We start from the raw sequence: 11,768 nt of genomic DNA, 5'->3' as shown, positions 1-11,768 counted from the left end.
GCGGTCATACTTCCCTGCGCTTCATGCGCCTATAATCACACTTGTAAGCCATTACATGCCGGGGGGAATTCACTTTGATCAAAAGAAAACCACTAGCCGCATTAACGTTAACGACGATGCTGGCGCTGTCCGTATTGTCGGGCTGCGGGAAGTCAAACAACGATGCTGCGACAACGAATGCTTCTGCGAATGAGAAGGAATCCGAGAACACAGCTGCAACTGCGAATACGAGCACGAACACGAATGCTGCCAATGCGACAACAGACGAAAGCACTGCAGCAGGCCTCGAAGGGAAAGTCGTTTTCTGGTCGATGTGGAGCAATGCGGAGCCGCAGGCTAAAGTCATCGATGAGGCGGTCAAAGAGTTTGAGGCGGCCAACCCGAAAGTGGACGTTGAAGTGAAATACAACGGCCGCGATATTAACAAGCTGATTAAGCCGGCTCTCGAAAGCGGCGAGCAAATTGATATATTCGAGCAAGACCCGGGCTCGGCGCTCGGCAATTTGAAGGATCATGTCTTGAAGCTGGATGAGCTCTTGGAGCAGCCGTCGATCGGTATCGATGGCAAGTCCGTGAAGGACTCCTTGCTTCCATCGCTGATGGATTGGGTGAAATCACTGGCTGCACCGGCAGGTCTGGAAGAGGGCTACTATGCGATTCCTCAGCAGCCATATGCGGTACTGTTCTTCTACAATAAAGCACTGTTTGCTCAAGCCGGCATCACGGCAGTTCCTACTTCGTGGGATGAGTTTCTGGCGGATTGCGAGCTGCTTAAGAAAGCAGGCGTAGAGCCATTAACTTTCGATGATGCCTACCGCGATCTCTTCATCGGCGGTTACCTCGGAAGCGCAATGGGCAGCGACTGGACGGACAGCCTGGTCAAAGACAAAACAGGCGAGATGTGGAAAGATCCGATTGTGCTCCAGTTCGCGAAAGACATGCAAATCTTGAATGAAAAAGGTTACTTCTCCAAGAAAATCGCAGGCAACAAATATCCGGCAGGCCAGCAAGATCTGGCACTGGGCAAAGTGGCCATGTACCTGAACGGCACTTGGCTTCCTAACGAAGTAGCGGCAACAGCGGGACCTGACTTCCAATGGGGTTCGTTCCAATTCCCTATCGTGGCCAATGGCAATGACAAGGGCGGCCAACAAGGACTTTCCTTCGGCGCGCAAGGCCTCCTGATGAATAAGAACAGCAAGAATATTCCGGCTGCATTCGAGCTGGTGAAGTACCTTGTCGGCAAGAAGGCACAAGAGGGAATGTCGGCGCAAGCACTTGCGATTCCGGCTACGATCGATTCGACATGGCCTGCTCCGCTTGCGGAAGCTGCGGTTGCATTCGGCAACGCGAAGGTTAACATGCCATGGGGCTTTGGTATCGACAACGGCGGCGATTTCTCGAGCGGCACAGTTATCCCTACATTCATGGAGCTGGCAACAGGCAAAATCAAGCCGGAAGCGTATGTGAGCAAAATGGCGGAGCAAGCGAAAAAGTTCTATGACGGTAAATAAGTAACGCTATTGGTATCGGAACGCGGCGTTCATGGGAACGCCGCGTTTCTGAATTAAAGGCTGACATGTTGCGGGGGTGCTGTCATGAGAATGAAAAAATCAATTATCGCGCTGTTCTTAGCGCCGGCCGTCATCATCTATTTGGCCATTTTCCTCTATCCGACTTTGCGCACATTTGCTATGAGCTTCTATAATATCCCGACGCTCTCCAGCCGCATTGCCGAGTGGAAGTTTGTTGGACTCGTGAATTACAAGGATGTAACGAGCAGTACTTATTTTATCGGGTCAGTCAAAAATGTACTTGGCATCTGGGCGATTGGCGGCGTGCTGATCTTCGTCTTTGCTTTCCTCTATGCGGCCATCCTTACTTCCGGAGTGAAGGGGAAAAACTTCTGGCGGTCGCTCATCTTCCTGCCGAATACGGTGTCCGCGGTGGTTATGTCCGTTGTGTGGCTCCAATATATTTACAATTCGAGTTTCGGATTGCTAACTACCGTATTTAATCGCCTTGGTTTAACGGCGCTTGCCAATATACAGTGGACGGATAACGAGCATATCTATTATGCGATGATTATGGCGTTCAGCTTTGGTTCGATCGGTTATTTCATGCTTATTCTGAATGCCGGCATCAACCGGATTCCCGGCGATTTCTACGAAGTAGCTACCATCGAGGGTGCGAATCCGTGGGTGAAATTCTTCAAGATTACGCTGCCGCTTCTGCGGGATGTGTTTCGTACAACGCTGGTCCTGTGGACGATTACAGCGTTCAATTTCTTCGTATGGTCGGCAACGTTCGGGCTCGATGATCCGCATACCGTTACACCGGGGTACTACATGTATCAGAAGGTGTTCGGCATGTCCAAAGGGAACTCCGTGCTGACCGATGGCGGCGCATTCAACGTCGGATCAGGGGCGAGTGTCGGCATCTTGATTACGTTAGCGACGCTGCTTGCATCTGCGCTCATCAGCCGGCTTTTCCCGAAAGACCGTTTGGAATATTAAGAGGAGGAGGGACCTTCATGCGTAGCGTCGCAATGCGAAAGAAAATGAATCTATTACCGGCTTACATTCCGCTCTATGCCTGGCTGCTATTCTCCGTCATTCTATTCGGTTGGGTCATCCTGGCTTCGCTGAGTTCAACGAGAGATATTTTCACGAACTCCCTATTGAAAAGCGGTATCCATTTCTCCAACTATACGGACTTGTTTAAGCAGCAGGACATTGGGCGGTATTTTGCGAATAGTGTTATTTATACGGTTACGGCTTGCATCGGCATCGTCGTCGTTGCGGCTCCGGCCGCGTATATGCTGGGCCGAGCGCAGTTTAGGGGACGCGGGCTGCTGAACATGATGTTCATGTCTGCGCTTGCGATTCCGAGCATTCTCATCTCGATTCCGCTGTTCTCGATCTTTGTAGAATTGAAGCTGACCGGCTCGATCATCACGCTGATTCTCGTTTATATTTGCACGAATGTCCCGTTTGCCGTGTTTTTCCTCACCAGCTTCTTCGCCTCGGTTCCCAAAGAACTCGAGGAATCTGCCGCAATGGACGGCTGCGGTCCGATTCGGGCGTTCATTCAAATCATTCTGCCGGTAGCGCAGCCGGGCATCATCACGTTATCGATCTTCAACTTTCTTGGGGTGTGGAACGAATACTTCTTCGCGCTGATCTTCTCCAATGATGCCAATTCGCGCACGCTCGCGTTATCGCTGCAGTCGATCGTTTACGGGTATGCCAATACGGGCAATTACGGCGGTATCTTCGCGGCCTGTATGGTCGTGTTTCTGCCAAGCTTTATCGTGTATCTGTTTGTATCCAAGCGTATTATTTCGGGATTGACTGTAGGCGCCGTTAAGGGCTAAAACCGTGGGGAGATGATGGGCCGCCATGTTGGTGACGACCGCAAGTCTGACGATTGAAGGAGCAAGGCCGGAAGGGGAGAACCCCCTGCCGATGTTCAGAAGCAAGGACAAGCATCGCGAAGTAACGGATAACGGCAGTCTGACGCCGGAACATAAGCTATATATGGGCGACAATACAGGCGAGCGATATTTGCCGTATCGGATGCAGGACCGGTATTCGAGGAAACGCGAGACGATTGAACTGAAGACCCTTGTGCTGGAAAATGACGTGCTGAAAGCTGTCTTTCTGCCGGAGTATGGCGGAAGGCTGTATTCGCTGCAAGACAAGGCAACGGGGCGCGAGATCCTGTACAAAAATCCGGTGTTCCAGCCGGCCAATTTGGCGATTCTGAACGCCTGGTTCTCGGGCGGGATCGAATGGAATATCGGTCACATTGGCCATACGTTTACGACCTGTTCGCCAATGCATGCGGCTAAGCTCACGGATGATGAAGGGAACGAGTTCCTGCGCATCTACGAGTATGAGCGGTGCAAGAATCTGTTCTGGCACATCGATTTTCATTTGCCACCCGGCGCTAGGCAGCTAGGGGTCTATGTTCGTATCGTGAATGATCAAGCGGCGGCGGTGCCCATGTATTGGTGGACGAACATCGCCGTAGAGGAAACGGAGAAGTCGCGGGTGTTCTCGGGGACCGGCGAGGTCATCTATATCGATCCTGCGCAGAAGGGCTACGGTGCCGACAAGCTGCCGATTCTTCCTTCTGTTCCGGGCGTGGATGTATCGTATCCGATGGGATTCCCGTATGCGAGCGAGTATTTCTTCCAGACGCCTGCCGCTGAGAGGTCGCCGTGGGAAGCCGTCGCCTATGAGGATGGCCGCATGTTCTTCGAGCGATCGACTTCGTTGCTTCGCTATCGCAAAATGTTTTGCTGGGGCAATCATGCAGGCGGCAGACGGTGGTGCGACTTCTTGGCCAAGCCGGGCGAAGGCCATTATATTGAAGTGCAGGGCGGGTTTGCACCGACGCAGCTGCATGGCATCGAGATGCCTGCACATACCGTATGGGATTTCACGCAAATGATAGGGATGCTGAATATCGATACGGAATCGGCTTATCAAGAGAATTGGGATCAAGCACGTGACTATATAGAGGCGCAAGTCAGTCAGGAGCTCAGCGAGGAAGAGGTGTATGCCAATCATGCGAGATTTCAGGCGCAGGCGGGCAAAACACCGGAATTGTCGCTGCATACGGGTTCAGGCTGGGGCGCGTTAGAGCGAGTGCGAAGGGAAGAGGCAGGCGGCGGTGGTGGGGATGAAGCTGCTACTGTTGTTGCTGCGATCCCGGAGGGTTTCGTCTTCGCGGATGAGACGCAGGGGGCGGAGCAGCAGCCTTGGCTTGTCCTCCTCAGGGAAGGTTATCTTCCGGAGCATGATGTTGAAGAGATTCCGCCATCGTGGATGATGCAAGAGGAGTGGATGGACAGGCTGAAAAGCAGTTTTGAGCAGGCTGATTATCGTTCGTGGACGGCACTCTTGCATCATGGAGTGATGCTCTATGAGAAAGGGCTGGACGCGGAAGCGATTGAGGCTTGGGAAGCATCGCTGCGATTGAAGCCTTCGGCATGGGTATTCCGAAATTTAGCCGTGGTGATGAAGCAGCGAGGAGAGACGGATCGCGCGCTGGCTTATTATGAGCAGGCGTATGCGGTTTCCGGTCGTTTCCCCGACCGTGCATTCGTGGAAGAGTATCTCAATCTTGTCATTCAGAATAAGGACTATGAGCGGGCATGGCAATTGTATGAATCGTTGCCGCCGGCATTCGCGAGCAGCGACCGTATTCAAATTATCGTAGGCGCAGTCGCGCTGGAGCTTGGCCATGACGCTTTCATGGAGAAGCTATTCGCCACGGAGTTCGCTGTCATCCGCGAGGGCGAAACCTTGATCATCGAGCTTTGGTTCAAGTACAACGCCAAGAAGCTCGCGGAACAAAGGAACGTCGAACTTACGCAGGCACTGATCGAGGAAGCGATGCAGCAATGTCCGCCGCCGCTGCATATTGATTTCCGGATGATCGGCTGATTGGTGCTCGCAATAGAGCGCTGAACACGCCGCCCGCAGAATTCTAACGAACCATAGAGCGCTTATTTCGGCCAAATGGCTCGTTCTGAAATGCTAACGAACCGTACAGGCGCTATTACGTGTCGAGAAGCCCTTTTTCACTCCATTTCCCTCAAATAGCGTCCCCACGGTTCGTTAGAATCGAGGAGACGCTATTTTCGCGTAAATAAGACCTCCTGGGTTCGTTAGCGATCTCGACCGGCTAGCTGGTTAATTGCAACGTTAATCCGCCTATCTAGAGAACTGCTTACGGAATCGACTTGGATTCATGTTTTTCGCTTTCGCAAATCTCCGGGCAAAATAGGAGATGTTCGCAAATCCGACCTGATCGGCGATTTCACCGATCGTCAGGTCTGTTTTGATCAGCATGAGGGCTGCTTGCTCGATGCGATAGGCAATCAAGTACTCCGTCAAATTCATGCCATACGCCTGTTTCATGCAGCGTGAGATATAGGTGGGATGAAAGCTGAAAGTTTCTCGGATCAGCTCATAAGAGATGGGATCGCGATAATGCAGGCGCACGTATTGTGCCACCTTTTCGGCTAAGTGGAGCGATACCCGATCTTTCTCCTGTACGCCGGAAGTATGAAGGTCAAGCAGGATGCTTTGAAAAATCGTTTGCTGCTGCCATCTGGCCCAAGCCTGCGGCTGCGACTCCAGCTCTAGCAACTGCTGGGCGAGGGCGTAGATTTTCTGGGGAGTTGACAGTATGCCATAAGATGGGAGCCGCAGGGAGCTTGTCTTGATATTTAACCGGTCATCGCTATCCAGATGCTTGAACTCCTGGTAGTGAGGATGCTGGTAATGGGTCCATCCATGCGCGGATTCTTCTGACCAAATGCCCAATGACTGAAAATGAATATAGTAAAAGTGCGTTTCCGCATCGCAGGAACGGAAAGCGAAATGGTTCTTATTCGGTTTCATAATGAGTGCTTGTCCTTGGGACACTTCGACACGCCAATCCTCTTCACTCATATAGAGCGTACCCTTGGTTACAAGCAGTAGATCAAAGACGCCAAGATTAACCCGATTCGGATGGCGATCACCGAAATAATAGGTGTCTTCCCCAGCTGCCATGAAGCAGGGAAACGGCGGGCATGTGAATTGCAGATACATAGGCTAGCACTCGCTTTCGGAGGATGGCTGTAAGGCTTGCGATGGAAACGGAATTAGTCAATATTGTGTTTAAACAAGTTCAAATCACGACTATTACAGACTACAGGAAGGAACTACAATGTCAATAGAGGTCGACCCGATGAAGGAGCCTATACATGACGATAACCAATTGTGTATTCCTGCCGCCGGACGAGAGAAAGTGGCTTGAGCAGCATGCCCCGATTTTCGAATGCCCGGATGAGGAGCTGCAGCGAATCTATTATTTTCGCTGGTCCGTATTCCGCAAACATCTGAAAGCAGCCTCTGACGGCTATGTGGTTACAGAATTTCTGCCTGAAGTGCCATGGGCAGGCACGCATAACACGATCAGCTGCCCCGCCGGTCATCATTTCTACGAAGGTCGCTGGCTGAGGGACCCTCAATACTTAAATGAATACGCTGAGTTTTGGTTCCGCAAAGGCGGAGAGCCAAGAAGATACAGCTTCTGGGCAGCGGACGCCTTATATTCGCATTTTTTGGTTACGGGGGACTCCACAGTCATCATGAGTCTGCTCCCGGAGCTGGTCGCCAATTACGAGGCTTGGGAAGCAGAGCGGCAGGATGAATCCGGCCTGTTCTGGCAATATGATGACCGCGATGGGATGGAATTCTCCATTGGAGGATCGGGGTTACGGCCAACAATCAATAGCTATATGTACGGAGATGCGATAGCAATAGCTAATATTGCGGAATTAGCTCGCAAGCATGAGTTGTCCGCCTTATACCGAAGTAAGGCGCTGGAGATTAAGCGACAGGTGGAACTGCTGTTATGGGATCCGGAGGCAAAGTTCTTCAAGGTGCGCACCAATCAGGAAGGGCTTACCTACACGCTTAAGCATGCCGACGACTGGCTCGATCGACTGCCCGAGGAAGCCTTACAGGTAGATAGACTTGCCGGTGTATGTGAATTAGTCGGCTTTGTTCCGTGGTGTTACGGCTTGCCCGGCGAAGAGTTCGCGGAGGCGTGGCGGCGGTTGATGGATCCAAGTCAATTCTATGCGCCGTTCGGCCCGACTACGGCAGAGCAGATGCACCCCATGTTTATGGCCGAGGCTGATCATGAATGCTTATGGAACGGACCTTCTTGGCCCTTCGCAACGACGCAGGTGTTGACTGCGCTGGCAAGGCTGTTAAGAGATTACAGCCAGCCTCACGTAAATAAGGCAGACTACTATGAGTTGCTCCAGATCTATGCCCGTTCTCACTGGCGAGTCAACGAGGATGATGAACGGATTCCATGGATTGATGAGAATTTGAATCCATATACGGGGGAATGGATTGCCCGGACAAAGCTGCATGAGCGTGATGACGCGAACAAAAACAGAGGCGCGGATTACAATCATTCGGCCTTCTGCGATTTGATTATAGCCGGATTAATCGGCATTCAGCCGCGTTCCGACGCCGTACTTGAGCTTCACCCGCTTATTCCCGAGCATGCGAAGTGGGACTATTTCTGCTTAGAGAATGTTGCCTACCATGGTCATGACGTAGCTGTACTTTACGATAGGGATGGGACGCGATACGGCAAGGGGAGCGGTTTCCTTATCGAGATAAATGGGGTCCTGCGTTACCGGGCGGATGAGGTGCAACGGGTCGCCCTCGCACTCTAGTGAATTTGGAGCAATCAAACTGATTCCGACCTTTATTCTAATCAGTAATCTTGGACTGTCTGATACCTGCCGGGCGATGGTGCTGCCCGGTGCGGTCTGGGCGTTCAACAGCACAAGCTGAGAGGAGCTATGAGCAATGAAGTTGAATCATGCAGGCTGGACGAAATATGAGCAAAATCCTGTGCTGGGAGGCGATTACGGAACTTGCTTTGATCTTACACTGCTGAAGGAAGGCCCTGTCTTCCGGATGTGGTTCTCCTGGCGTCCCAAGAGCAGCATCGCCTTAGTCGAGAGCACGGACGGCATCCATTGGAGCGAGCCGGTTATCGTGCTGGAGCCGAACAAGGCGACGGGCTGGGAGGATGATCTGAATCGTCCGGTCGTCGTGAAGCGGGACGATGGTTACCATATGTGGTACACCGGGCAAGTGGGGAGTCCGGAGCGATCGTGTATCGGCTATGCCACAAGCAAAGATGGCGTTCAGTGGATACGTCAAAGTGAACGCCCGGTCTTGGAGCCTGAAGCTCAGTGGGAGAAAGTTGCTGTCATGTGCCCGCATGTTCTGTGGGATGAGGCAGCGGGGCATTTCCGGATGTGGTACTCCGCCGGAGATCAGTATGAGCCGAATGCGATCGGCTATGCCACGAGCCGCGATGGGCTTCAGTGGGAGAAGAGCCCCGCTAATCCGGTCTTCGACCGCGAGCCGAAGCATACCTGGGAGCAGCACAAAGTAACGGCATGCCAAGTCATTCCGTATATGGATGGTTTTGCGATGTTCTATATCGGTTTCCGGGACGAGGATTATGCCTCGATCGGACTTGCTTGGTCGAGGGATGGAGTTACCGATTGGAAGCGCCACTCGCTTAATCCGCTCCTGTCACCGCAGCCGGGAGAATGGGATGCGGAGGCTAATTACAAGCCGTTCGCAATCTTTGATGGAGAGTCGTGGCTTCTGTGGTACAACGGTCGCAGCGGGCATGTAGAGCAGATTGGTTTAGCCGTGCACCAAGGCTACGACCTGGGGATATAAGCAGAGCTTAATAAATAGACCAGATCGATACACGTCTCTAAACGTGTGTAGGTCTGGTCTTCTTTATGCTACTTATGCGCGTCCGTAAACTTATAAACCGCCTTAATAAACCCGCCAAACACCTCGTGGCTGTACGTAAACCCGCGGCTGAGGTAGAAGTTCAGCGCCGCCTCATTGCCATTGGAAACATAGATGAAGATGATGTCCACATGAGGGGAGCTCTCCAGCCAGTCGATCGACATGTCGAACAGCTTGGAGCCAAGCTTCATATCCCGATAGCCGTCGCGGATATATAAATTGTTCAAGCAGCCGACTTTAGCGGGCAGGTCGTCCCAATCCGGATAGAAGCCTTTGCCTCCGCGGGGAGCCCAGTCCGGGTAGGCATTTCTGCTGCCTTCAATGATTTGGTCGATGGTTGAGAATACATAGCCAATCGGCACACCATCATCCTTCGCGACAATAACCTGGCTTTCCAGTGCATGGTCATAGCTTCGTTTCATCCGCGTATCGAAATTCATCGCATCAAACACTTCCGGCAGCATCGTCGCCTGGGATTGCTGGAATGCCATCAGTTCATTGCAGAGCGCTCTGCATGGCTCGATATTGCCGTCCTCGATCACTTCAATTGTGATGTTCCCCATTATTTCACCTCATTCATAACTTGACGGTTGTTGTCCGAATGCCTAGCCTTAGAGTATCACAGAACAGGTAATAGAGCGCAATCGCTGCATTTTCTTTAGAAAACTAAGCAAAACCTATACTTCTTTAAGTTTACGAAAGCAGGATGTCTTAGTAAAATGGATTGAATTTGAAAATACTAAAGGAACAGAAACTTTCTGGTGACGCGACTTGTAAGCGATTACAGAAATAAATAAACCAAAATCGGAGGCATTCCTATGAGAAAAGCGATTCTGGTTGATGATGAAATGTTTGCCCGCAAAGGGCTTGTAGGGCTTATCCCTTGGGAGAAATATGGCTTTCAGATCGTTGGCGAGGCCGAGGATGGGGAAGAAGCGCTCGCCCTGATCGAGCGGCAGATGCCGGATCTCGTCATTACCGATATTCGTATGCCTGTGCTGGATGGGCTTGAGCTTATTCAGACCGTTCAGGAGCGAATCGGCAAGGATATTAAATTTATTATTATTAGCGGATATGGCGATTTCAAATATGCACAGCAGGCTGTTCGATACGGCGTTCATGATTATTTGCTCAAGCCCATTGACGAGAACGAGCTCATGGAAACGTTAGCGCGCATTAACGAGACGCTTGATGAGCGTCCACCGTGGCAAGAAGGGAGCAAGCTCCTGTTCCAAATCTCGCTGTTTGAACAGCTCCTCTCGGGCAAATCAGATGAGAAGCTGCTTGCGGATGCGGCGCTGTTCTTGGGGCTGCCGGTCCATAAACCGCTGCGATACGTTGCGCTTGAGCTCAATAATGTCCCTCCTCACCTCAGTGAGGAAGAGAAGAATGAGCAAATTGGCGAGGTGAAAGAAGCCGTCCTTAAAGTGCTCCGGAGGTACGCACCGGACAAAGAACCATTCATCTACATTCCAAGTATGTACGGACTCGGATTTCTGATTCCATCCGACCAGGGGCCGGATTGGGTGAAGCGGCTGGCTGATGATCTAATCCGGGCGATAGCAGGAAGAAGCGAAGGCGTATTACGCGTCTATGTTGGCGAGCGAATCAACGGACTGGATCAAGTGAAAGCTTCTTACACGACGGCGATGGAAACGATGAAATATAAATTCGCGCAGGCGCCCAAAGAAGCGATCCTCTATGAGGATATCAAAGGCCTGGTGCTGCAGTATAAAGAGATCGAGCAGACCCAGTATGTCGAGCTGATGGAGCGTTTGGAAGAGCATGACGGCGAAGGCGTAATGAAGCTCGTGGATGCGATGTTTGCTGCCTTCCGGGAGCAAGGCTTTGCCTTGGAATCGATACGCGCTTCGATCTCCAGATGTGTGCACGGGGCAACTCGCATCATCCAAACGATGCAAGGCGATGCGAATAAGCTCGCGGCCTTCAATTCCATTATGCACTGGTATAACGAACCTCGAACATTGGAGAGCGTTAAGGGGCTGCTGATGGAATTTTTAACGGAATGTACGGCATATATGGCGTCGCTTCGCAGCAAGATAGGGAAAGGCGAGATTGGCAAAATCAAAAGCTATATCGAGAGCCATTATGCCAGCAATATCAGCCTAAAGAGCATTGCCAAGCTCTTCTATATGAATCCGGTTTATTTGGGTCAGCTGTTCAAGAAGTCTTATGGCATGTACTTTAATGAGTTTCTGCTGCAAATTCGGATTCAAGAAGCGAAGAGTCAGCTTCGCCAGACGGATAAGAAAATTTACGAGATCGCGGCAAACGTCGGATTCGGCAATGCGGACTATTTCGTCTGCCAATTCGAGAAAGTGGAAGGGAAAACCCCGACCGAATACAAAAATGCGATGATCGCAAAAACATAGAAGGCGC

Annotated in this window: 9 protein-coding genes; 7 read left to right on the top strand and 2 right to left on the bottom strand. The window is 51.5% G+C overall.

Going from position 1 to position 11,768, the window contains the following annotated elements; genetic code table 11:
- Positions 1-74: 74 nt before the first annotated feature.
- The 4 genes from AC50Y3_RS25825 to AC50Y3_RS25810 all read left to right on the top strand — a co-directional run bounded on the left by AC50Y3_RS25825 (position 75) and on the right by AC50Y3_RS25810 (position 5,456).
- The gene (locus tag AC50Y3_RS25825; protein WP_494821594.1) at positions 75-1,514 is read left to right on the top strand and encodes an ABC transporter substrate-binding protein; all 1,440 of its coding nucleotides are present in this window, start codon (positions 75-77) and stop codon (positions 1,512-1,514) included.
- Between the two features lie 84 nt (positions 1,515-1,598).
- Positions 1,599-2,516 (top strand): carbohydrate ABC transporter permease, encoded by a 918-nt coding sequence (locus AC50Y3_RS25820; RefSeq protein WP_494821593.1) that lies wholly within the window; start codon positions 1,599-1,601, stop codon positions 2,514-2,516.
- 17 nt (positions 2,517-2,533) lie between these two features.
- A complete protein-coding gene (locus tag AC50Y3_RS25815; RefSeq protein WP_494821592.1) occupies positions 2,534-3,376 on the top strand; it encodes a carbohydrate ABC transporter permease in 843 nt (280 codons plus the stop codon).
- A gap of 25 nt (positions 3,377-3,401) precedes the next feature.
- Complete coding sequence (locus AC50Y3_RS25810) at positions 3,402-5,456, top strand: DUF5107 domain-containing protein (protein ID WP_494821591.1); 2,055 nt, start codon at positions 3,402-3,404, stop codon at positions 5,454-5,456.
- A gap of 270 nt (positions 5,457-5,726) precedes the next feature.
- Here AC50Y3_RS25810 and AC50Y3_RS25805 read toward each other — a convergent pair whose 3' ends face one another.
- On the bottom strand, positions 5,727-6,611 hold the full coding sequence (locus tag AC50Y3_RS25805; RefSeq protein WP_494821590.1) for a helix-turn-helix transcriptional regulator: 885 nt from the start codon (positions 6,609-6,611) through the stop codon (positions 5,727-5,729).
- A gap of 155 nt (positions 6,612-6,766) precedes the next feature.
- On the opposite strand from AC50Y3_RS25805, the gene AC50Y3_RS25800 reads away from it, so the two are divergent.
- Both AC50Y3_RS25800 and AC50Y3_RS25795 read left to right on the top strand, forming a co-directional pair.
- Positions 6,767-8,260, top strand: a complete 1,494-nt coding sequence (locus AC50Y3_RS25800; protein ID WP_494821589.1) for an MGH1-like glycoside hydrolase domain-containing protein — start codon at positions 6,767-6,769, stop codon at positions 8,258-8,260.
- Positions 8,261-8,396: 136 nt separating this feature from the next.
- On the top strand, positions 8,397-9,290 hold the full coding sequence (locus AC50Y3_RS25795) for an exo-alpha-sialidase (protein ID WP_494821588.1): 894 nt from the start codon (positions 8,397-8,399) through the stop codon (positions 9,288-9,290).
- A gap of 68 nt (positions 9,291-9,358) precedes the next feature.
- Here AC50Y3_RS25795 and AC50Y3_RS25790 read toward each other — a convergent pair whose 3' ends face one another.
- On the bottom strand, positions 9,359-9,931 hold the full coding sequence (locus AC50Y3_RS25790; protein ID WP_494821587.1) for a GNAT family N-acetyltransferase: 573 nt from the start codon (positions 9,929-9,931) through the stop codon (positions 9,359-9,361).
- 255 nt (positions 9,932-10,186) lie between these two features.
- Here AC50Y3_RS25790 and AC50Y3_RS25785 point away from each other — a divergent pair, with 255 nt between their 5' ends.
- Positions 10,187-11,761 carry a response regulator transcription factor gene (locus tag AC50Y3_RS25785; protein WP_494821586.1) on the top strand — a complete coding sequence of 525 codons (1,575 nt, stop codon included), beginning with the start codon at positions 10,187-10,189 and terminating at the stop codon, positions 11,759-11,761.
- Positions 11,762-11,768: the final 7 nt, after the last annotated feature.

The organism is Paenibacillus sp. J22R98 (assembly GCF_059383835.1).
This window is presented reverse-complemented; position numbering and strand designations above follow the sequence as displayed.

What these genes read in the sequence shown, in the direction of transcription:
- AC50Y3_RS25820 (WP_494821593.1), top strand. Translation starts at nt 1,599, where the DNA reads ATGAGAATGAAAAAATCAATTATCGCGCTGTTCTTAGCGCCGGCCGTC.
- AC50Y3_RS25785 (WP_494821586.1), top strand. Translation starts at nt 10,187, where the DNA reads ATGAGAAAAGCGATTCTGGTTGATGATGAAATGTTTGCCCGCAAAGGG.
- AC50Y3_RS25810 (WP_494821591.1), top strand. Translation starts at nt 3,402, where the DNA reads ATGTTGGTGACGACCGCAAGTCTGACGATTGAAGGAGCAAGGCCGGAA.
- AC50Y3_RS25800 (WP_494821589.1), top strand. Translation starts at nt 6,767, where the DNA reads ATGACGATAACCAATTGTGTATTCCTGCCGCCGGACGAGAGAAAGTGG.
- AC50Y3_RS25795 (WP_494821588.1), top strand. Translation starts at nt 8,397, where the DNA reads ATGAAGTTGAATCATGCAGGCTGGACGAAATATGAGCAAAATCCTGTG.
- AC50Y3_RS25815 (WP_494821592.1), top strand. Translation starts at nt 2,534, where the DNA reads ATGCGTAGCGTCGCAATGCGAAAGAAAATGAATCTATTACCGGCTTAC.
- AC50Y3_RS25805 (WP_494821590.1), bottom strand. Translation starts at nt 6,611, where the DNA reads ATGTATCTGCAATTCACATGCCCGCCGTTTCCCTGCTTCATGGCAGCT.
- AC50Y3_RS25790 (WP_494821587.1), bottom strand. Translation starts at nt 9,931, where the DNA reads ATGGGGAACATCACAATTGAAGTGATCGAGGACGGCAATATCGAGCCA.